The organism is Mesorhizobium sp. M0496, assembly GCF_040321205.1.
Classification (GTDB): domain Bacteria; phylum Pseudomonadota; class Alphaproteobacteria; order Rhizobiales; family Rhizobiaceae; genus Mesorhizobium.
Genome location: NZ_JAMYRC010000011.1, coordinates 1 through 22610, shown reverse-complemented (window position 1 = coordinate 22610; position 22610 = coordinate 1). Strand labels below are relative to the sequence as shown.

15 protein-coding genes and 2 pseudogenes are annotated in these 22610 nt (G+C 59.6%); 11 read left to right on the top strand and 6 right to left on the bottom strand.

Features of this window, described 5'->3' with window-relative positions:
• Positions 1-218 precede the first annotated feature (218 nt).
• Positions 219-1328, top strand: coding sequence for a RelA/SpoT-related domain-containing protein (locus tag NKI73_RS12600; protein WP_352629993.1), 1110 nt, complete (start codon positions 219-221; stop codon positions 1326-1328).
• A gap of 29 nt (positions 1329-1357) precedes the next feature.
• Here the strand turns inward: NKI73_RS12600 and NKI73_RS12595 are convergent, their stop codons facing one another.
• Positions 1358-1561 carry a hypothetical protein gene (locus NKI73_RS12595; RefSeq protein WP_352629991.1) on the bottom strand — a complete coding sequence of 68 codons (204 nt, stop codon included), beginning with the start codon at positions 1559-1561 and terminating at the stop codon, positions 1358-1360.
• 44 nt (positions 1562-1605) lie between these two features.
• Positions 1606-1995 (bottom strand): annotated as a pseudogene (locus tag NKI73_RS12590) (transposase); the annotation flags it as partial.
• 203 nt (positions 1996-2198) lie between these two features.
• Between NKI73_RS12590 and NKI73_RS12585 the strand changes: the two are divergent.
• The 3 genes from NKI73_RS12585 to NKI73_RS12575 all read left to right on the top strand — a co-directional run bounded on the left by NKI73_RS12585 (position 2199) and on the right by NKI73_RS12575 (position 4947).
• On the top strand, positions 2199-2969 hold the full coding sequence (locus tag NKI73_RS12585; protein WP_352629989.1) for a hypothetical protein: 771 nt from the start codon (positions 2199-2201) through the stop codon (positions 2967-2969).
• Between the two features lie 74 nt (positions 2970-3043).
• Positions 3044-3568: a GNAT family N-acetyltransferase gene (locus NKI73_RS12580; RefSeq protein WP_352629987.1), complete on the top strand. Its 525-nt coding sequence runs from the start codon at positions 3044-3046 to the stop codon at positions 3566-3568.
• Positions 3568-4947: a hypothetical protein gene (locus tag NKI73_RS12575; protein WP_352629985.1), complete on the top strand. Its 1380-nt coding sequence runs from the start codon at positions 3568-3570 to the stop codon at positions 4945-4947. Before NKI73_RS12580 ends, NKI73_RS12575 begins: the two co-directional genes overlap by 1 nt.
• Before the next feature lie 15 nt (positions 4948-4962).
• On the opposite strand, the gene NKI73_RS12570 is transcribed toward NKI73_RS12575, so the two are convergent.
• Positions 4963-6732, bottom strand: a complete 1770-nt coding sequence (locus NKI73_RS12570) for an adenylate/guanylate cyclase domain-containing protein (RefSeq protein ID WP_352629984.1) — start codon at positions 6730-6732, stop codon at positions 4963-4965.
• A gap of 235 nt (positions 6733-6967) precedes the next feature.
• On the opposite strand from NKI73_RS12570, the gene NKI73_RS12565 reads away from it, so the two are divergent.
• Together NKI73_RS12565 and NKI73_RS12560 are read left to right on the top strand one after the other, a co-directional pair.
• Entirely contained in the window at positions 6968-10258 is a 3291-nt protein-coding gene (locus NKI73_RS12565; RefSeq protein WP_352629982.1) for an adenylate/guanylate cyclase domain-containing protein, read from the top strand.
• A gap of 19 nt (positions 10259-10277) precedes the next feature.
• Positions 10278-10958, top strand: coding sequence for a peroxiredoxin-like family protein (locus NKI73_RS12560; RefSeq protein WP_352630193.1), 681 nt, complete (start codon positions 10278-10280; stop codon positions 10956-10958).
• A 103-nt stretch (positions 10959-11061) separates the two neighbouring features.
• Here NKI73_RS12560 and NKI73_RS12555 read toward each other — a convergent pair whose 3' ends face one another.
• On the bottom strand, positions 11062-14022 hold the full coding sequence (locus tag NKI73_RS12555; RefSeq protein WP_352629980.1) for a glycosyltransferase: 2961 nt from the start codon (positions 14020-14022) through the stop codon (positions 11062-11064).
• Positions 14012-14197: a hypothetical protein gene (locus NKI73_RS12550; protein WP_352629979.1), complete on the bottom strand. Its 186-nt coding sequence runs from the start codon at positions 14195-14197 to the stop codon at positions 14012-14014. Before NKI73_RS12550 ends, NKI73_RS12555 begins: the two co-directional genes overlap by 11 nt.
• A 225-nt stretch (positions 14198-14422) precedes the next feature.
• Here NKI73_RS12550 and NKI73_RS12545 point away from each other — a divergent pair, with 225 nt between their 5' ends.
• From NKI73_RS12545 to NKI73_RS12525, 5 genes are all read left to right on the top strand, one after another.
• Positions 14423-16777: a mechanosensitive ion channel family protein gene (locus tag NKI73_RS12545; RefSeq protein ID WP_352629977.1), complete on the top strand. Its 2355-nt coding sequence runs from the start codon at positions 14423-14425 to the stop codon at positions 16775-16777.
• Between the two features lie 404 nt (positions 16778-17181).
• Entirely contained in the window at positions 17182-17847 is a 666-nt protein-coding gene (locus tag NKI73_RS12540; RefSeq protein ID WP_352629975.1) for a hypothetical protein, read from the top strand.
• A 7-nt stretch (positions 17848-17854) separates the two neighbouring features.
• Complete coding sequence (locus NKI73_RS12535; RefSeq protein ID WP_352629973.1) at positions 17855-20512, top strand: OmpA family protein; 2658 nt, start codon at positions 17855-17857, stop codon at positions 20510-20512.
• A 13-nt stretch (positions 20513-20525) separates the two neighbouring features.
• Positions 20526-21020 carry a Rab family GTPase gene (locus NKI73_RS12530; protein WP_352629972.1) on the top strand — a complete coding sequence of 165 codons (495 nt, stop codon included), beginning with the start codon at positions 20526-20528 and terminating at the stop codon, positions 21018-21020.
• A 3-nt stretch (positions 21021-21023) separates the two neighbouring features.
• On the top strand, positions 21024-22094 hold the full coding sequence (locus NKI73_RS12525) for an adenylate/guanylate cyclase domain-containing protein (RefSeq protein ID WP_352629970.1): 1071 nt from the start codon (positions 21024-21026) through the stop codon (positions 22092-22094).
• A gap of 438 nt (positions 22095-22532) precedes the next feature.
• On the opposite strand, the pseudogene NKI73_RS12520 reads toward NKI73_RS12525, so the two are convergent.
• Positions 22533-22610: pseudogene (locus NKI73_RS12520) on the bottom strand (HlyD family efflux transporter periplasmic adaptor subunit); the annotation flags it as partial.

The window sequence follows — 22610 nt, the reverse complement described above, 5'->3', positions numbered from 1 at the left end:
GCCCCCAAGGCGTGTTGACCGGACCGGTCTTTGGTCCGAGTGCTCCATTTTACTTCGAAACGGACCGTACGGCCATTCGAATAGATAAGCCTGGTGAGAGTTCAATTTCCGTATATTGTACTTCGCGTACCCAAAGGGATATAATCCTGAGATCTGATTCCCTTTCGGTAGTCCCGCCAGTCCAGAATGAGGCGGACTACCTTGACTTCATGGGTCGAATGACTGAGTACCCGCGCCTTGCCTACAGCATGAAAGCCGTTCGCAAGGCAGGCGACCGGCTGGCAAAACCTATTCAGTTCGGACGAGACATCACTGCCGGCCAGTACGTGGACGCACTCGAAATCTTCTCAATCGCCAATAGCTGGCGCGACTCGCACTTTCTGCCGATGCGGAGCGTTCGGTTCTCTGTCGGTCACCACATGAGAGCCCTGCGACTGAAGGGCGACATGGCATCCCGTCCGAAGCGTATGGCATCCATTCGTCGGAAGCTTCGAGAGTCCACCACCAATTTGGACACCATGAACGACATCGGCGGTTGCCGAGCGATCATGGCCGACATCAAAGGTGTTCGCTCGCTTCTCGCATCGATGCGAGACAAGTTCCCCCATGAGATCCACTCTCGGGAATTCAACTATATCGATGAGCCGAAGCCGGACGGCTATCGAAGTCACCATATTGTTTTCAAGTACCGACCCAGAGATGCCGACACTGAGGCTTTCGAGGGACGACGCATCGAATTGCAAGTTCGGACCACACTTCAGCACTCATGGGCAACTGCAGTTGAGGCTGTCGGGCTATTCGGGGACCAGGATTTGAAGCACGGAAAGGGCGAGCAGGATTGGCTACGCCTTTTCCAGCTTATGTCGGCGGAATTCGCGCGCGTTGAGCAGTGTCCCGTTCATATCGGTGTTCCGGATCACAATGACCGGGTGCGAGAATTGCGGGATATCAACGAGCGTATAGGTGCGACCAGCATACTAGACGATATCAAGAATCTTACCCATTACTCAGAGCATTTCGTACAGCCCACGGAAAAATCTCGATACTATTTGCTCCAATATGGCGAAGCTCATAACGTGACCATCAAACCATTCCGGACGCTTATGTTAGGCGCGCGGACATTGGAACAGATAGAGAAAAAAATCGAGCTAAGGGGCGTTGGTGCAACGGCTGTCTTGGTCGAGGTAGATAAAGTCGAAAAGCTTGTTGAAATGTATCCGAATTACTTCGGAGAGGTTTCCTTATTTGTTCGCAATCTGAAATCCATCTGCACGGGAAAAGCGGCTATCGAATACAGTCTAGCCCCGCAAAAGGTGGTTGCTCCTTAAGCCCTACGAAAAGCCCGATTATGGTTGGCTTAAGCGTCGCTTCCGTTTGAAGTAGCTGGACCATAGGCCTTCCTCGGCAGAATTCGCCCTATAGCCCGTTCGAAATCCTTGCCGCTTTCATCAGCCTCTAGCTCACGAGCGGCTTCCTTGAACCGCTCGGATTGCTCTTTCTGACTAAGCTTTCCAGCCTTTTTGAGCTTTGGCACGGTATTTGGACGGTCGCCAGACGCCATGGGGTGCATCACCTTGCACCAGTCGTTTCATAGGTCAGACGCTTGCCGCCAAGCGGGCCAAGCTTGCCGTCGCGCGTGGCTTCACGGATGCGGTGCAAGATGAACCAAGCGGTTTTCAAGGTCACGCCAAGGGTGCGGTGAAGCTTATTGCTGGAAATACCCTTCTTGGACGAAGCGACAAGGAAGATCGCCTGTAGCCAATGGTTGAGCTTGACGTGGCTGGCTTCAAAGAAGGTGCCAATCTTCACGGTGAAGGGCTTGCGGCACTGGTAGCACTTATAGGTGCCGATGCGGGTGCTCTTGCCTTCCATCTTCGCAATGCGCTCAACGCCGCCGCAATGCGGGCAAACAGGACCGTTCGGCCAAATCCTGGCTTCTACGAACTTGTAGGCTGCGGCTTCGTCGTGAAAGTGGCGGTCTGAAAGACCGGACATCTGTATAACTCCTTATAAAATATAATAAATCCGTTTATATGGGTACGTCAAGTATAGTATATGTGGTTCAATTTCTGTTCGACAGTTTTCATAGGCCGGGAGCGGCACTATGATGGTCCATGGGGTATTCATCTTTGGGAGTCTCTCCCACGCCGACATCCAACAACCCGCCATTTCCCGCGGCCCTGCGGCTTTTCTCTGTGGTGGTCATTATCGTCCTGATCGTAGGCGCCGGCCTGTTTTTCGCGCCTGCACTGGTCAAGCCGCGCTGGCCTTGGGCCGTCACGCCGTTCAACGCCCGCTTCCTCGGCGGCTTCTACACCGCCGAAATGGTCGTGATGGCGGCGCTGCTGTTCTGGAATCGCTGGTCGCCCGGCAGGCTTGTGCTCGTCATGGCCTTCATCTTCACCGTCATCGTGTCGGTGGCTTCGTTCAGCAATCTCGGCTATTTCAACTTTGAGCGCAAAGCGCCCTGGCTCTGGTTTTTGGTCTATCTTGCTTCGGTCGCGGTATCCGGGCTGTTCCTGTGGTGGGCCAGGGCCCGTCCTTCTGCAAAAGGCGTGACCTTAAGCCCCGCATGGCGCGGCTACATGCCGGTGGAATCGGTGATCCTTGGGCTCTATGGCGTCGGCCTGTTGCTATTTCCCCTGACATTCAGCAGCGTCTGGCCATGGCCGGTTGATGCCTTCCACGCTCAGGTCTACAGCGCCATCTTCCTCGCCGGTGCGGGCGGCATATATCTCGTCTGGAGAAGCGCGCCCCGCGAGGAACTGCTGGTACTCGGCTTGGCGCAGTTTCTGCTTGGCCTGCTCGCCATCCTTGGCCTCGTCATCACCGACGCTGCGATGCACCGGATCGACTGGACGGCGACGGGGACATTGTGCTGGCTGGCCTTTTTCGGCTGGATCGGCATCAGCGGCGCTTTCAAACTCTACGCCGCCTGCCGGTATTTTAGCTCGCAATCGGCATCATAGGTTGCAGAGATGGCTGGATTTTCAGGTGATGTCCGGTGCATCGTGCCGGGCCGATTGCCTTCGCCGGGAACGCCATGACCAGCACGACCTCGCCATGCTCCGAGAAAATCCAGCCGCAGCTCCGGGCCGTTCGGCCAAGCGATGCGGAGGCGCTTTGCGCTATCTTCAACATGCCGGGCTTCCGCTGGGGCACGCTCAGGATCCCGTTCGAGATGGTGGAGCAGGTGGAGCGGCGCATCGCCAAATCCGGCCAGGAGACCACCTGGATCGTTGCCGAGCTGGATGGCAAGGTCGTCGGCCATGGCAGCCTGGTCGTGCAGGGTTCGCCGCGCCGCTCGCATATCGGTGAGATCAATATCGGCCTTGATGATGGCTTTGTCGGCAAGGGCATCGGCTCTGCCATCCTTGGCGCGCTGCTTGACGTGGCCGACAACTGGCGCGCCCTGAAGCGGGTGGAATTGAGCGTCTATGCCGACAACGAACCGGCTATCCGCCTCTACACAAGCCACGGATTCGAGGTTGAAGGCCGGCATGTGAAGGCCGGTTTTACCGACGGGCGGTACCACGACCTCCTAACCATGGCGCGGCTGCGGTTCTGATGACCGCCGTCTTTGATCCAACCCCTACGCCTCCGGCGGAAATTCTGGCTGTGCTGTCGCTGCTCTGCCCGGAAGTCGTGCGTGACATCGAGCAGAACTGGAATGCACCGGTTGCCGATTACGCCCGCCATCTGTGGCGGCCGGTGGCAAGGCCCGCATCGGACCCGGCGATCGCTGCCCGCTCGATCCTGCGCGAAGTCCTGCATCAACGCCTTGATACGATCATGCAGCCTGAAGAGATCGGCAAGGCCCTCGAAGAGTTCGAGCACAGACCGGTGATTCAGTCCGGCCTGCACTGCCTGCTTCTTATGGACCGGATCACCTTCGATGCCCTCCTGCTTGCTTGGCTCGGCGCGGTCGAAAACGGGCTGTCGGCCTTCTTCGGCTTCATGGGAACGACGATGACCATGGAGACAATTGGCCGGGAGGGGCCGGGATGGCTCGATGTCGGCGACGACAAGGTCAACCTGTTTGGCATGGGCCGCCATAAACTGTGCCGCAAAAGCGTCTGCGTGGCCGGTCCTGTCTCCCTCAACAAGCGCGCGCTCGAAGCGGTGGGCGATGAAACGGATGCCAGCCGCTGGCTGGGCACACTGCTTGCCAGCCAGGACAAGGTGTTTGGAACCGCCGCTGATGCGCTGATAACCCTCAACGAGGATCTGGTCGCCAATTGGGATCGTTCCGGCATAGCCCTGCCGGTTTTCATCGATGATCGGCTCGCGGCTTCTGCCATGGCGCGGCACCTGGAATATGACGGCAGCTTTCTTTCCAGGCTGCTCATCGAGCCCGCAAGGCGCCAGCGTCTCGACCATGCTATGCAAGAAGCCGCATCAGGCCCATTCGGCAGGTTCCTGCCCAACACCACGGACTATTTCTGGGGCATCCGCGAGGAGCGCGTGCGCAAGCTCGTCCTCGATAACGGGCACCTGATCGAGCCTGACAGGCCGCATGGTGTTTCCATCCCGTTCGAGCGGCTGCATCTCAGACAGGCGCTGCTGGACGGCGTGCTGCTGCCGAACCTGTTTCTGATGTTCCTCGTCCTGGCTATATTGCCGCGCGTGCGGGTTGTGGGCGGTCTGAGACAGGTTGGCTATGTCGCGCTTTTCCACTCGATCCTGCTGGCTGCGCTGGACGAAAACGCGCCGGAAGAGCGCGATCTGGCTGCGGAGCTGCAGGTTCGGGAAAATGCCTGGGGCATGCGGGTCATCGATGAAAAGATCTCGGTCCGCGAACAGCTTGCCGGCCTGCCGGAAGGGGCGCTCTTCCCGGACCTGCTCCGGCAATACCGTTTGCGGACATTTGCCGAGACGACCGACGACCTGAAACTGGTTCGCGAAAACGCCCGATGGCGCAAGGTCGGCCAGGCCTCCGGCGCCTGATCCGGCCGCCACCTGTCATTGCACCACACTGGCCTTGCGGAGGCCGTCGACCATGAGTTCGAAATCGGCAGGGTTCTTGTAAGGCAAGACCTTGCGACGGTATTCCAGCGAATAGTCGGGATTGACGCGAAGCACCTCCTGCCATGCCGCGCGGGCCTCCTCCAAACGGCCCAGATGGCCGTAGCTGGCGGCCAGAAGCGCGCGCGAGACGTCGGTGACAGCGTTGCGAGCCAGCCGTTGCAGCAGGAGATCAACGGCCTCTTCGTACCTTCCCAGTTGAAACAACGCCAAAGCCTGGAAGTGCAGAACCACATCCGGAAAATATGGGTTCAAGGTCTTTCCCCGGGCGAAACTCCCGAGGGCCTCCTCGGGTCTGCCTGAATAGTACAGCGTTTCGCCGCGGCAGACGTGCCCTTCGGCGAAGTTCGGATTGAGGACCAGTGCGCGCTCGACCTCGTCGACGGCCTCATCGTGCCGTCGTGTGTACAGCTTGGCTATCGCCAGCGCCCAGTGCGCCCAGGGATCGTTGTCATCCAGCGTTACCGCTCGCGTTGCGGCCTCTTCCGCTTGCGCCATCGATTCCGGCGGCGACGCACTCCACCTGTTCAGGTAGTCGAGTCCGTGCGTGAGGGCGAGGAAAGCGTGGGCAAGGGCAAACTTCGGGTCCAGTTCGATGGCACGTTGCAAGAGGTCGCGGGCTGCGACGTTCGTCTCCTTCGTCAGCCGGTGCCACAGCTCCCGGCCGCGCAGGAAACAGTCATACGCCTCCGTGTTGCGCGGGTGCTCGGGCGCCAGCCGCTGACGGTCACCCTCAGTCAGGTTGAGCGCCAGCGCACCGACGATCTGCTGCGTCACGTCGTCCTGCACGGCGAATACGTCGGTCAGGTCGCGATCGAACCGCTCCGCCCATAGATGGCCGCCCGAAATTGCATCGATAAGCTGCGCGGTGATGCGCACCCTGTTCCCCGATTTGCGTACGCTCCCCTCAAGCACATGCCGCACGCCGAGCTTCGCGCCCACCTCCTGCACATGCACGTTCTGGCCCTTGAAGGTGAACGACGAATTGCGGGCGATGACGAAGAGCTGCGACAGTTTGGACAGCGCCGTGATGATGTCTTCAGAGATGCCGTCGGCAAAGTAGTCCTGTTCGGCGTCACCGCTCATGTTGGCGAACGGCAGGACGGCGATCGACAGCTTCGGCGGCGCTGCCGTCGCCGGGCTCGTCACGGTTTCCCAGGTCGCGGCCGCCTTGGTCCCAGCGCTGCCGACCTGCAGCGAATAGACCCGGATCGGCTCGGCGATGTTCTTGAGTTGCGTGCTGCCGAGATCGCTGACCGAGAGGTCGAGCCTCGCCTTGACCTGGCGATAGGCATCCTCGGACAGGCAGATGGCGCCGGGCGCCGCCACGCCCTCCAAACGCGAGGCGATGTTGACGCCATCGCCCATCAGGTCGCCGTCGCTTTCTTCGACCACATCCCCCAGATGGATGCCGATCCTGAACTCGATGCGGCGGTCTTGCGGCACGCCGGCATTGCGCTCAACCATACCATTCTGAACCTCAACAGCGCAGCGCACGGCATCCACCACACTGCGGAACTCAACCAGCGCCCCATCCCCGGTGCGCTTGACCATCCGCCCGTGGTGCACTGCGATGATCGGATCGATCAGGTCGCTGCGCAGTGTCCGCAACCTCGCCAAAGTACGATCTTCGTCCGCGCTCGCGAGCCGGCTGTATCCGACCACATCTGCAGCCAGGATCGCGGCTAGCTTACGGTTCTCGCTCATCTGTCCGTCTCCTCATCTCCACGATAGCAGGAAGACGGAGGTAAGAGGGAATTTCGTAAACGACGGCCACGCAGCCGCCCGAATCAGCGGCGCTCTGCCACGGACCCGCACGGATCGCTCGATGCCCATTTGCGCTGCCGCTTGCCGGTTGACGGCTATCGGTTCATCCTTGTGAATACCCTGGCCGTGAAGTGCGTGGCGAGATCACGCCGTCACGGCCCCAAGAGAGGTGTCTATGGACTGCTCGGGCTGCGGTTTCGAGATTGAGGGCGGTTACGCCTTCTGTCCGAAGTGTGGCCGGCGCCAGCCCGTATCATGCGCCAGTTGCGGCTACGTCTGCGCACCTGATTTTGAGTTCTGTCCGAAATGTGGGGCAAACGTCGCGCCCGCCAAAGCCGTCGAACGGCCTGCTCCGACACCGAGCCGGACCATTGTGCCGCCTTCTCGAACTCCGTCGCCGAACATCGAAAGCGAAGAAGGGCTGCCTCCTGTCTCTGACGCCGATCGCCGGACAGTAACGGTCCTGTTCGCCGACCTTTGCGGCTTTACGACACTCAGCGAGCAGCTCGACCCCGAGGTGATGCAAGCGCTGCAGAACGAACTGTTCAAGGAATTGACGGCGGCCGTGCGAAACTTTGGTGGTTTCGTCGACAAATTCATCGGCGATGCACTGCTGGCTTTGTTCGGTGCGCCGGTCGCGCATGAGGACGATCCGGAACGTGCGCTTCGCGCCGCTCTCGACATGATCGCCCGGACAGCGCGGCTCGACGAGAGGGCCTCCCGCTCCGGCTCGCCTCTGTTACTTCACATCGGCATAAACACTGGTCCGGTCGTCACTGGCGGATTGGGCATCGGCACCGCCAAATCCTATTCGGTGACTGGCGACACAGTGAATACGGCGCAACGCCTGCAATCGCTGGCCGCACCGGGTGAGGTGCTGGTAGGCGAGCTCACTCACAGGCTGACCCGGCATGCCTTCTCTTACGAGTCGCTGGGCGATGTCGTGCTTCGCGGCAAGGCTGGCAGTGTGCTCGTCCATCGACTGGATGCACCGCTTGCGGCGCCGCGTGCAGCGCGTGGGCTCGAGGCGCTCGGTCTCAGCGCGCCGATGATAGGTCGTGGTGCGGAACTCCATAGAATGATGGCGAGCCTTGACCTGGCGTGTGGCGGCTCGGCCCAACTTGTCCGCCTCGTCGGAGAAGCCGGTATCGGGAAATCGCGGCTGGTGAAGGAGTTCGTCGCCCGCGTCGGCGACGAGGATCGTTTTCGCAACGTCGCCGTGCGGCAGGCCACGTGCTCACCGCTGGGCGAACAATCATTCGGCGCTTTGGGCGCAGTGGTGCGCAGCGCTGCCGGGATGATGCAAAACGACAATGGGGACGAAATGCGGGGGAAGCTCGCAGGCTTGCTTACCGATCTCGGCCTGCAGGGCGAGGAGGCGAAGCGGCTGATGCCTTTGCTCTACCATGTGCTTGGCCTTGGCGACCCCGATGCGACCTTGCAGCATGTCGAGCCCGAGCAACTGCGGCGGCAAATTCTCTACGCAGTCCGCACAATCATCGAACGGCGGCTTGCGTTGTCGCCGCTGTTGATTGTCGTTGAAGACCTGCACTGGGCCGATGCCGTGTCGCTCGAGGCACTGCGTTTCGTGATGGACAGGTTGGAACGCACGCGGTTGATGTTGCTGGTCACGCATCGTCCGGCGCCGGACAACGACCAGCTCGACTCAAGTCGGGTCAGTCACACTGCGCTGAGGCTTTCGCCGCTCAACAGCAATGACGGACGCAGCCTGCTGGCGGCGCTTTTCGGCGAGAGCTGGGTAAACTCCGCAGGAGCGCTTCTCGATCAGATCCTCGAGCGCGCGGGCGGCAACCCCCTTTTTGTAGAGGAGATCGTTCGCGGCCTTATCGATCGCGGTGTACTGGTGCGCGAGGGCCAGCGATGGCTGACTGCGGCAGGCGAAGTCGCAACCGGCATTCCCGCCACCATCCAGGCAATGTTGCTTGCTCGCGTCGACCGGCTGCCTCAAGACGTGCGCCGGTTGGCCCAGGAAGCCGCGGTAATCGGCCCGCGCTTCGATGCCGCACTTCTGAAGGCCGTGACAGCCGACCCCGGCCGGCTAGAAGCCGGCTGCGAACTGCTTTGCGATGCGGAAATCATCGAGGAAGTTGCCGGATCAGGCTCGGTCTCGTCGCAAAGCTACCGCTTTACGCAAACATTGCTGCAGGACGTGATCTACCAGAATCTGCTTCTGCAACGCCGGACCGACATCCACGGGCGGGTCGGTGCCGCCTTGGAGCAACTGTGCGGCGACAAGCCGGAACGGCTCGAGGATTTGACCGTGCTCGGTCATCATTTCGCGCAGAGCGCCGAGCGGGAGAGGGGCGCGCATTACCTGCAGGCGGCGGGCGATCGCGCTCGCATGATATACGCCAACGACGACGCCCTTCGTTTCTACGAGCGAGCACTGACTGCGTTGGGCGCGATCGGGCAAACACCGCTCAAACTGGCAATTGCAGAGCGCATTGCCGATTTGAGCGGCCCGGCAGGCCGCCGCGAGATCGCGCACTACCACTACGAGACGGTGTTGCTGGCATATCGCGAGTCAGCCGATCGTGTCGCGTCGGCGCGCGTTTTGCGTAAGATCGGTCGGCTGCTGTGGGACGTCGGCAAGCGGGACAATGCAGAATCCCGCTATGCTGAAGCGGCAGCGCTCCTCGATGGAGCAGATGCCCCGGTTGAGCAGGCGCATCTCTGGCAAGAACGTGGCCGACAGGCGTTCCGTAGCGGAGATCACGCTCTCGCGGCAAAATGGGCGGACGCGGCGCTGGATTGCGTACGCTCTCTGACAACCGAGCATGTCTCCGAGGTCGGGTGCGATGCCACTCTTGTGACCGCCGAGGCACTTAATACCAAGGCTGTCGCGCTGGCTCGTCTTGGGCGAAACCGTGAAGCCGTGCGTCAGGTTGAGCGTAGCATTGAATTGGCCGAAGCCGCCGGTCTACTGGGCGCGGCCTGCCGCGGCTACACCAATCTCGGCGTGCTTTACACGACCATCGACCCAGCCCGGGCGATGGAGGTCTGTCGGCGCGGTCTTGAAGTGGCGCGCCATATTGGCGATTTGGGTTTCCAGGCGCGCCTCCTCGCCAATCTGGCAGTCGCTTGTTGTACTTTCACGGATCGCTGTCCAACGGAGGGCGTGCCTGCTGCCGAGAAGGCCATCGAGATCGACAGGGCGCTCGACCAGCGCGAGCACTTGCCGGTTCCGTTGATCGTGCTTGGGCAGATCCACCAGTGCAACGGTCGTCCGGAACTGGCGGTTGGCTTGTTCCACGAAGCACTGGACGTAGCCCGCGAAACGGGCGAACCCCAACTGCTGTTTCCGTGCTATGATGGTCTCGCAACGCTTAATCTCGACCTCGACAATCTGGCCGAGGCCGAACGCTACTTTTCCTTGGCGCAGGGTATATGCGCCCAGCACGGGCTCGACCCGGAAGCGCTTGTGGTGCTGCCTTTTCTCGACTAGCCGGGGTGGGAGGTTGGAAATGTCCGCGCCTAGTGACTTGGTACCGCTTCAACCGGGCGACCGTGCGCCGAACTTGGTACTCGACGCCATTACCCAGGAAGGCAAGATCGCGCTTGATGACTTTCGCGGACAAAAACCGGTGCTGGTCGGCCTGTTTCGAGGTCTGCATTGTGCGTTTTGCCGGCGCCATATCGCCGCCCAGGCGCGGCTTGATCCGGAGCTGCGCGAAAAGGGCGTGGAGAGCCTGACGGTGGTCAACACGCCGATCGAACGGGCGCGTCTCTATTTCCGCTACCACCCGATGCCGAATCTGCTGGCAGCCTCCGACCCTGAACGCGCTTCACATCGTGCTTTTGGACTGCCCAATCTCGAATTCACCGAAAACGAGACGAACTGGCCGTACAAGGTCTCGATGGCAGCGGCAATGGATATGCGGGTCGACATGCCAGGCGAGTTTCCCGGTCCTATAGATCCTGTTACGGCCAGCGAAATCCTCAACAAGAAGGACAATTACGAAGTGACCGAAGCCGACGAGCAGATGATGGCGACGGGACACGGACAATTGATCGGTCAGTTCCTGCTGGATCGGCAGGGGATTGTCCGCTGGAGCTTCACGGAGGTTCCAGAGGGTGGGCGATACATGTTTGGGGCGCCAAACCCGAAGGAGCTGATGTCAGCCGTATCCCAGGTCGCCCAATAGACTTGAGCGCACGATAGAACTGGGCGTGCACGCTGCGGAGCGTCTCGTTGATTGTATCCTACGCGTTGCGAGCGGGAACAATCACACTAAAAAGCTGCACCGTTCATTCGAGCACGGCCTCGACAGTGGCAACAAAGTCGTCGAGCGAGCGATCCCCGCGAATCTCGATGCGCGGAAGGTCGATGGGATCGCAATCGAGGTCCGCCGGCCCGTGTTTGCGGCCGAAGCCTACTCGATAGCCGCACTCCCTGGCCAACCGGCTAAGCCGCCGGTCGGTGACAGAGAAGGGTGCCGCGAACGCCGTGGTTGGCCGACCCGTCCACCGTTCGATGAACAGACGAGAGCGCAGGAACTCGGCGGCCAAGTCGGAGCTCGACAGGCCATCGATCGCGCGATGCGTCGCCAGATGGCTTCCGAAGAACGCACCTTCGGCGGCGAGGCGTCGCACCGTCCCGGCGTCCATAAGCCGCGTCGGCGGACCGATATCGGCGTCCCACTTTGCACTTTCGCCCACCAGATCCGTCACCAGGAACACTTCCGCGGTCAGGTCGTTGGCGCGCAAGATCGGCCAGGCATGGTCGGCAAAGTTCTGGAAGCCGTCGTCGAAGGTGATGACCACCGGGCGGCCAACGAAAGGCTGACGGTTGGCGATGAACTGTTCCAGCTGCTCGGACCCAATGGCGTGAAAGCCATTGGCGCGCAGCCATGCCATCTGGTTGGCGAATGCGGCGGGCGTGAGCCGAAAACGGGCGAGCGCGGCCGGGCCATCATCGGCGACGCTGTGATACATGAGGACAGGGATATGCTGGCGCCGCTCGGTGCGTGCGACGTCGCGGCGCAAGGCCCGCGCCCCGCCCCAGACGATATTTCGTGCGACCCCGATTTCGATGGGCGCGCGGATTGGCACATGATCGATCACCGGTTCCGTCGCCACATCGTCCGGCGACAGGCGGCGGAAGCGGTCTATGCGGTAGAGCTCGGTCTGGATCGATTGCTCAAGGACGAGGCCTTCGGTCGCTGCCAGCGTCTCCGAGATCGCTTGCGCACCGAATGTGTTCCAGTCGAAGCCCGTCCTTTCAACATTGTCACGCAGCACGAATGCGTGTGCGCTGATGAAACTGCCGCCAGGCGCCAACGCCTCAGCGAATTTTTTGGCGATGCGCCGCAACTCGGCGAGATCGTCCAGATAGTAGAGCACTTCCGAACAGAAGATCAGATCCATCTCACCCGGCAGCATGTCGGCAGAGAAATCCAGCACGCCGAATTCAATATTCGGTTGATCGCTGCATCGCGCACGGGCCCGCTCGATGGCTATGGCGGAGATGTCCGTTGCAGTCAGATGGCCCACACGCGGCGCCAGCTGCCGCGTGAAGTGGCCCTCCGCGCAGGCCAGCTCGAGCGCCCGTCCGATGGGACCAGCAGGCAGGATTTCGAGCTGCCGCTGATATTTTTCCTGCTCATAGAGCGAGCCGTACTTCCACGGGTCCTCGGTCGCGAAATAGCTATTCCAGAACGCCGTGCGATCACTCCTGTCCGCGGTCCGTGCTCGGCGCGGCGTTGCAGGAGGTGGTGCAGGTTCGGCGCTCGACCTAACCAGCTCCCGCGCTTCCGCGGCCAATTGGGCGAGTTTGCCGAAATGGCTGTCTGGATCGGGCCCGCGTTCCGCTGTGGACAACAATGCCTCGGCTGTGAGCGTGTTTGACGTGGCGGCGCCAGCGGCCTGTTGCGGTACAGGCGATCGTCCCGCAAGCCTTGCCGCACTGTCTACAAGCCGCTCAGCGGGCACCACATTCTGGATCAATTCAATCCAATGATCCCTTGTCACTGCTCCGAGTACGCCGAACTGCACGACAGCCTCGATCTGGGCATCGATCATCAGATAGGCATAGATTTGATCGATTCCGTGCGGCAGTTCGGTCGAGGTCGGATTTCGAGCGTCGACGCGAATTCCAAGTGTCCGCGCCAGCCTGCGCGACGCGGCAAGATCGTCGACGTCGAGAAGCATTTGCTCAAGCTGATACTGGATGCGGCGACCCGCTGGCGGATTGTCCCAGACCTTGCCGAGTTCGATGATCAACTCGGCAAGGGAGCCGCCGAACCTGTCCCACCTCGCAGCCAATTGCGCCGGCACCGAGAGGCTTCCCACCATAAGGCCATCGACGACCACCTCAGCGATCTCACGCGCCCACTTACGTCCGGCCGGGAGAGCGCGCAGGGATTGCGGGTCGATCAAGCGCGAGCCGCTGCCGCAATCCGACGCGGCGTTCCACAACGCGAACCACGCGAGTGCTTCGGATGCGGTGCGGCCGTTCGCATCGAGAGCTCCATTGGCGTGTGCCAATGCCGGGTTTTTGACCCGGGGATCGGGAGAGAAGCCGCGGGCGATCACGATTTCCGCGTCTGCCAGCATCTGCGTCGAATTGCGGCTGAGCGCGTTGGGGCTGATCCGATAGAAAGCGAGCGGCTCGTCGACCATCACCCAAGTTTTGCCCAGACGCGCGAGGCGCTGCCACAGATCCCAATCCTCGCAGGTCCGCAGCGACACATCGAAACCGCCCAACTCGACAATTGTCTCCCGGTCGACAAGTAGCGCGTGAGTGCGAACGGCACACCGGCGGGCGAATGTTTCGAAGGGCTGGATCGCAACCTCGGTTGAGATGCTCGACGGGGTGAGTTCGCCATCGAGCATCACGCGCCGAGAACCGCAATAGGCGGCCACTGCATCGGGAGCGGTTTCCAGTGCGGCCAGCATTTTCGCAAGGAAGTTGGCATCCACCCAATCGTCCGCATCCAGAAACATGAGCCAATGGCCGCGCGCTGTCGAAATCCCGGTATTGCGCGCGCCGGCGGCGCTATACGCGCAAGAGCTCAACGTCCGAAATCGGGCATCGCGCTCCACATAGCCGGCGATGATCGCGGGCGTCCGGTCCGTGGAGGCGTCGTCGACGACGATCGCCTCCCAATCCACTATTTCCTGATCGAGAAGGCAATCGAGCGCGCGCGCCAGCGTTACCTCCGCATTGTGCGCAGGAACCACGATTGAAACCAAGGGATTATGCGCCACGCCGTCTTACCCGCGCCTGGTTCGAATGGTAGAACAAGAGTCCCGAAACGTCGCCGGCGATTTCCTGCCAAAGGAGACGGTCTTGCCGGCGGATGCTGGCAAGCGTTGCGCCGATGGTTTGCTCGGCATCGAACATCGGGACCACACCAGCTGCGGTAGCATTGTCCTGGATCATCGAGCTTTCGTTTTCTTCTGCAGGAGTCGGCGAATGTCAAAAACGGATAACGGCATCGGATGGCAGCACCGCTCTGTCAAGATCGGGGCGAATGAGCGGCAGGCAAAAAAGACTTGAAGATAGGGCCGAATGGCAAGCGCTCAGGCCCTCGTGGTATGGGCTTGGGATCCTGGTGCCCTTGCACCTCAACATCGGTTTCTCCAAGGTAGGGCAACAACGGACATAATGTCGTCGCTTGCCGATTTTGACCAGAAGGTTAACAGCACGATGCCACTCATGACTGGACGATCGGGAGCCGCGAACCTGGCGCGCCCGGCACAACGTCTCGGAGACCTGACGGCGATGCTTGTCCTGGTTGTCAGGCCGCTCGTTGTTGGGATCGCCCTCTTGTTGGCCGGTCAGGCACAGGCGCAGGCGCCGGCAGCCGTCCCGCCTGAAAGGGTCAAACAGCTGTTCGAGCTTCTCGACGATCCGTCGGTGAAGGCCTGGGTGGCCGAACAACGAAATCAGGACGCCGGATCGACGGGTGCGCCTGCCGAGGCGGGAGCTTCACCGACCGACGCATCGTCCGACCCCGTCGCCGCACCAGTGGCCCCACCCAGCCAGATGAATACGATGGCATCCTCGACGCTCGATCGGATCAGGCACCATATCGAAAGGATCGTGCGGACTTTGCCCCTGCTGCCAGGCCAGTTCGCGCGCGTTCGGGCAGAGACCATGCAGGATATGTCCAGCAAAGGGCCTGTCAGCGTATTGATCCTGATTGCGATGTTCATCGCTGCCGGCCTGGCGCTTACTTGGGCAACGTACAAGCTCACCCGTCCATTTCGGCTTTGGATTATCGCGCAACCGAAGGATACGCCCACCGGGCGAGCCAAGAAGATTGGTGGTCGCGCGCTTTATTCCAGCATACTGATCGTCTCGTTCGCACTGGGCAGCGCCGGCGCGTTCATGTTGTTCGATTGGCCAATGCTTATACGCGAGATTGTGCTGACATTTCTGATGGCGGCAGTCGTTACATGGGGTGTGCGCCTGTACGTGATGGCCACGCTCGTCCCTTCCTTCATGAACGTCGAGAACGCCGTCGAGGTTCGTGCTTTGCCGATCACCAACGAAACGGCTGATCATTGGTCCTATTGGCTGCCCCGGATCGTCGGCGTCTTCGCCTTCTTCGCCGCCGCGTTCATCCTCTTGCCGGGTCTCGGCATCGATCAGGACGGAATGACGGTCCTGTCCCTGGGCGCCGATTTCGTGCTGCTGTTGCTGTTGCTGCTTGCCGTTTGGCGGCGGCCAAGAACGCAGCGAGACGGTGCGCGCCACAGCGGTCGCACGGCAGCGACATGGCTATTGACTGCTTATTTCGTCGTTCTGTTTCTGCAGCGCAATGCCGGCCTTTATATACTCTTCTGGTTTACCTTCGCCGCATTCTTCCTACCTTTGGCAATCGTGCTGACGCAGCGCGGGGTCAATTTCGTTCTGCGGCCGGGTTCGGAAGATGCCGGCCGGCCGACGATCCCGGCGGTGACGATCGCCGTCATCGATCGCGCAATCCGAATGATTTTCATCCTGGCGGCGGCTTACTTTCTCGCGCGTGTCTGGGGTCTGAATATGCAATCCATGCACGACAGCGATACGACGACGATGTTCATATTGCGCGGCTTGATCAATGTCGTGGTCATTGCCCTCGCAGCCGATTTCGGCTGGTCGATTATCAAGGCGTTGATCGAACGAAAGCTGGGCATCCAAACATCGCACGAGGTGATAGGCGACGAGGATGTTCTACCCCCCGACTCGCATCAGGCGCGGCTGCACACCCTGTTGCCGATCCTCCAGAACATTCTGCTCGCATCGATCATCGTGATGGCGGTGCTGATGATGCTCGCCTCGCTGGGTATCCAGATCGGCCCGCTGATCGCCGGCGCCGGCGTCGTCGGCGTCGCGGTGGGCTTTGGCGCACAGACGATCGTCAAGGACATCATTTCGGGCGTGTTTTTTCTGCTCGATGATGCGTTTCGTGTCGGCGAATATATTTCTTCGGGCAATTACAAGGGTACGGTGGAAAGCTTTTCGCTACGCTCGGTGAAGCTGCGCCACCACCGTGGCCCGCTGTTCACGATACCTTTCGGTGAACTCGGGGCAGTGCAGAACCAGAGCCGTGACTGGGTTACCGACAAGTTCAACATCACCGTCGGCTACGACACCGATATCGACTTCGCCCGCAAGCTGATCAAGCGCATCGGCCTCGAACTGGCGGAAGATCCGGAGTTCAGACACTGGGTGATCGAACCGATCAAGATGCAGGGCGTACAGGAGTTCGGCGAGTACGGCATCGTCTTGAGGGTCAAGGTCACGACCAGACCGGGAGGTGCCTTCAGCATGAAAGGCAGATTCTTTTTACGCCTCCGCCAGGCTTTCAAGGAGCAGGGCATCGAACTCCCGTTTCCGACCGTCCACGTCCAGGGGCTACAGAACCCACATGGGGCAGAGAATGCGCCGTTGGAAATCACACCCGAGTTGCAAATGGCCGTCGCGCAGTCGCACGCCAATCGGCGCAGAAAAAAAGCCAGCACGACGGAGTAGGAAAGCTGTGACAGCTGCCGGTCACAGCGCGGTGCTGTTGCTGAGGTTCCTCGTCGTAACCGCAGTTCGGTCGTAGGGGATTGCTCGCCACCTAGCTTGTCGTCGTCGCCGCAAACTGGATCCTGACGTCCGGTCTGGTCACGCCTTTCGCCGCCCATCGTTTCCGGGTCTTCGGCCGCGATCTTACCGACGGCGCTGGCGACGTTGCGCGCGTCTGAGGTAGCGGCTTTGCTCTTGCCGGCGAGCTCGGGGCCGCAAAGTGGATTGGCCGCGATTTCTGAGTCGGAGGTGGTAGTGCTCGGCTGCCTTACGAATAGGCATAAGTCAAGACGAATCCGGCTTGCAGGTCGGGTATTTTGCTGCCATGGTTTCCGTCGCGGCAGGTATGCAAATGGGGTATCAGGATGGCCAAGGAATCTTCGAATTCCGTTTCTTCAGAAAAGAAGGCGGACGCAAATCTGATAGGTAACGCAGAAGGAAACGGGCTGAACTTCATGGGGGTCCAGGCTCGTGAAAACGGGGGCTCCGGCGACCCTGTCGGTGTCGACAAGATACGTGATCTGCTGTTCGGCAACCAGATGCAGGACTATGACCGCCGCTTTTCCAAGCTTGAAGAACGGGTCTTGCAGCGCTTTAAGGATGTTGAATCCGAGGCCAAGCGCAATCTCGACATGTACGAGTCAAATGCAAAGAAGCAGGTCGATTCGCTTGCGGCGCAATTGCGGAACGAAAAAGATTCACGAGCCGATGCCGACAAGGAGATTGACCGGAATCTTCGCGAGCAAAACCAGACACTTGAAAAGCAGGTGCGCGCGCTGTCGGATCAATTGAGCGCGCTTGAGCGCGACGTTTCGGACCGGATAAATCGAAACGATCATTTACTGCGTGAGGAAATCAAGCAGAAGAACGAAGGCGTTCAGATGCTGATCGAGAAAATGTTTGCCGATCTCAGCAACGTCAAGACCGACCGAAATCTTCTGGCCGGCTTGTTTGTCGAGGTTGCAAAATGTCTGAATCAGGATCCTGTTGGCAGCAAGAGCAACTCGGAACGTAACTGGAAAGTGAGTTGATGGGACCTTGACGTCAACCGTCGACCCAATCAGCCTTCCGCAAAGAACAGCCTCGAACGATACAGAGATTGATCGCGAGGCTCTGGCTCGTCTTTTGATCGAAATTGCCCGGAACGTTGATCCGGACTATCGTGCGCGTTTCGACGGAGTTCCAACCGCCGATCCTCGCATGGAAACGCTGCGCCAGTTGCTGGTCAGCCGCGAAATTTCGGAGCTTTCACGAGTTACGCATCTGCTGGACGAACCCGAGCAGCTTGCGGCAGCAGTGGGCGACGTTCTTTCCAGTGCGGCCGCGCGAGCGCCTCATGCGCAGCTCGGCGAGGCGCTTGCGCCCGCTGTCGAAAGGGCTGTGCAACGGTCAATCCAGAAGAGCCCGCGCACGCTGACAGATATATTATACCCGGTGTTTTTGCCGGCAATTCGCAAGTCGATCGGGGAAAAGATCGACCAGACATTTCAGTCGCTGAATGAAACTTTAAGACATATATTTACCTGGCATGGTCTCAAGTGGAGATTTGAAGCTTGGAGGACAGGTGCAAGCTTCTCAGAAGTTGTGCTAAAGCATTCTCTTATCTATCGTGTAGAGCATGTCTTTCTCATTAACCGTAATTCCGGGCTTTTGATAGCCCATGTAACTGCCGATAATGCAACGAGCGAAGATCCTCAACTCATTTCATCGATGCTCAGTGCAATTCAAGATTTTGTAAAAGACTCATTTAATGAGAAAGAGCAGAGCGGCCTGGACACGATACGTTTTGGCGACCTTCGTCTCTGGTCGGAAGTTGGACCGTTTGCCACCCTGGTTTCGGTGATCCGAGGAAATCCGCCAGAGGAATTACATGAAATAGTTCGCGATGTATTGCTTCGCATCCATGATGAATGCTCACAGGCTTTAGAGCAGTTTGACGGCGACAGTTCGCAGTTGGCCGGCGTAGAGGCGCAGTTGCAGACCTGCGTTGAACTGAAGCAGGAGGAATCAAACCAGGGATTTCCGTGGCTGGTGGTGGCTGCAGCCCTGCTGGTTTTGATTCCGGCAGGCGGTTGGTTCTTTCTTTCCTGGCAATCCGGGCAGCGCTGGCAGGCCTATGTGTCGCGACTGGAGACCCAGCCGGGCATCATCGTTGCAGAACAAAAGATACGCGGCGGCCAATTCTATATTGCCGGCCTGAGAGACCCGCTTGGCGCCGACCCGCAGTCGCTGTTGTCTGGAACGCAGGTCGATCCCGCCCGCGTTCATTCACAGTGGCAATTCTATCAGAGCCTTGAGCCGGAGTTCGTGTTGAAGCGGCTGACTGCGTCGCTGGCTCCGCCGGATTCAGTACGGCTTTCGATCGTCAATGATCGCATCGTTGCCGAGGGCGAGGCTCCCGACACCTGGATAGATCGGGCGCGCGCAGCGGCCCGACAGCTTTCGGCAGGCGGACCGGAATTCGACATCTCCAAGGTTCGTGATGTGAGCCCCGAAGCACGCGCGGCGGAGCGCTGGCAGGCCTATGTGTCGCGACTGGAGACCCAGCCGGGCATCATTGTTGCAGAACAAAAGATACGCGACGGCCAATTCTATATTGCCGGCCTGAGAGACCCACTTGCCGCCGACCCGCAAGCTCTGCTGTCCGGAACGCAGGTCGATCCCGCCCGCGTTCATTCACAGTGGCAATTCTATCAGAGCCTTGAGCCGGAGTTCGTGTTGAAGCGGCTGACGGCGTCGCTGTATCCGCCGGATACGGTACGACTTTCGATCGTCAATGATCGCATCGTTGCCGAGGGCGAGGCTCCGGACACCTGGATAGATCGGGCACGCGCAGCGGCCCGACAGCTTTCGGCAGGCGGACCGGAATTCGACATCTCCAAGGTTCGTGATGTGAGCCCCGAAGCACGCGCGGCGGAGCACTGGCAGTATTATGTGTCGCGACTTGAGGCCCAACCGGGGATCATCGTCGCCCAACAAACGGCGAGGGGCGGACATTTCTACATTTCCGGCCTGAGAGACCCGCTTGCCGCCGACCCGCAAGCTCTGCTGTCCGGAACGCAGGTCGATCCCGCCCGCGTTCATTCACAGTGGCAATTCTATCAGAGCCTTGATCCGAAGTTCGTGGTGAAGCGGCTGACGGCGTCGCTGACCCCGCCGAAATCGGTCCAGCTTTCGATCATCCAGGGTCGCATCGTTGTCGTGGGTGAGGCTCCTGCCGCCTGGATCAGCCGGGCGCAGGCCGCCGCCGAACAACTTTCGGCGGACGGAGTGGTTCTGGATGTCTCGCAGCTGCATGAGCTGGACCTTGCAGAACTCAATCATTTGAGAGAGGCCATCCAGACGACCGATATTTTCTTCTCTTCCGGCAAAGTTGTGCCGGGACCAGAGCAGGTGCCGGTCCTCGACAGATTGGCCGGTCAAATAAAGGAATTCGCCCAAGATGCCCGCAAGTCAGGCGTAACAGCGCGGTTCATGTTGACCGGCCATTCGGACGCCACGGGCCGTGAGACGGCCAACGCGTCGATCAGCGCCGCCCGCGCCGAGACAGTTCGTGCGCTTCTCAACAAGCGCGGCGTCGCTCCTGAACTGCTGCTGGTTCGGGGCGCGGGCACCTTTGAACCGGCGGTGCCTGAAAATAGTCAAACTGGTAGCTCCACCAATCGCCGGGTTTCAATTACGGTAAACCTGGATTAGGGCGGAGCCCAAGATGTTGCAAAAAAAGATCTGTATGTTGGGCGGGTTCTCTGTCGGAAAAACCAGCCTGGTTCGCAGGTTTGTGCAAAGCATCTTTTCAGAAACCTACTTGACCACGGTGGGAGTGAAAATCGACAAGAAGAGTGTCGCGCTCCCGGACAAAACTGTGGATCTGATTTTGTGGGATTTGGCCGGCGAAGACGATATCGGCTCATTCCGCGTCAGCCATGTGCGAGGTGCGACAGGGCTCGTGCTTGTCGTCGACGGAACCCGCGCCGCTACTCTTGCCGCCGCGCTCACGCTGCGCGAGCGGGTCGAGGCCGAATTCGGCGCTATGCCGTTTGTGTTGCTGTTCAACAAATCCGATCTGGCCGATCGATGGGTAATACCGGATAGTGAGATAAACGGACTGAGGCAACGTGGATGGCAAATCTATCTAACAAGTGCGCTTTCGGGTGAGCATGTCGATGATGCGTTCCTTCAACTTGCTTCGATGGTCACCAAATAGACCATGCGTAGATTGCCAAGAGAAGTCGGAAACTGGATTTACGATTTCTTCTATAACGAGCACTCTGTCGCATATGTCAAAATTGACGCCCAGCTTTGCATAGCCGCGAAGGGCGGTAACGTTGAACATTACGGGCTCTTATCCGTTCGCATCGGTAGGCCTGTCACCGATCAGCTTCAATTCATGGAAGGTTTGCTGCCTTTCCCGGAGCTTCCATATCATATGGCTATGGTCGAACTGCCCAGCGGGCGTGTCGCGGACCTTCATTTCTTTGCCGACGACGACTGCGTGTGGTTGCTCTTTCTTGACGCCACTGCCGAACGCGACAACAAGCAGCGGCTTCAACAGAAGGCTTATGAAATGACGCTCCTGCAAGAGAGGGAGCGTCAACTCAACGAGAAATTACAATCGACAAACGAGGCGTTGAGGAAGAGCCAGGAGGGATTGTCGCGAGAATACCAGCGCGCCGAAACCCTCCTCCTCAACATTCTTCCGGCCTCGATCGCGGAGCGGTTGAAAGCGCACAAAAAAATTGCTGACAACCACGCGGAGGTGAGTGTGCTTTTTGCCGACATCGTCGGTTTTACGGAAAGAGCGCGAAGCGTCGGTGCCGTAACGACGCTCGCTATCTTAAATTACTTCTTCAAGGCGGCGGATCGGCTCTCGGAACGACACGGCTGCGAAAAGATCAAGACAATCGGCGATTGTGTAATGGTGGTCGCTGGCCTGCCCACCGCGCGATCCGATCATGCACTAGCCCTTGCGCGCTATGCAGTTGAACTGCGGAGGGCGGTCAAGCGCGAACGTTTCGCAGGGGAGCCGCTGAGACTGAGAATTGGAATTCACTCAGGACCGATCGTCGCTGGCGTCATAGGCAAAAGGCGGTTCGCCTACGACCTGTGGGGCGAGACGGTCAACCTCGCCTCACGCATTCAAACGTCCGCGGAGCCCGATGAAATCCGTATTTCCGATGCAACTCGCCAACTGCTCGGACCAAAATTTGCTTGCGACCCGCTCGAGGAAACGGAATTGCGTGGTACAGGTCGTGTGCGAATGTGGCGGCTGCCGGCCTGATTGACCGATTGGAAGTGCCGACCCTGGAGCCTAGGGCCGTGCTGTCATGACCGCACACATCTGGATGCTGAAGCCCTACGGGATGCAGCAGGGGACAGACCCGCGCGCATGGCGCACGACGACGGTTTTCAAACCGGTCGATCCAGCCCTTCCGGATAGACCAAAGGTGCTGTACTGAGTTTGCTCGACGTCCAAGAAGCGATCCGTCCACAACGTCACCACCACGGCCTTTCCATCGTTGCAACATGATGCGACATGGAATTGTTCAAGTGGACAACTTTTCCACTTGATAACCCGTTGAATTTGCTAAGGAAAATGATGGTGCCCAGAGGCGGAATCCAAGTGAGGAAAGTATGCCAGTACTTTCAGGATGTTACTACCCACGTAGCCTGCGAACAACCAACAGAAATACCAACAATATATTTCTGTGGATTACTTTCATTCCTCGTGGAATGCCCGACTGATTTGGTCCGACAGCGGCTTCACAAAATAGGAAAGCGCCGTACGCTCGCCCGT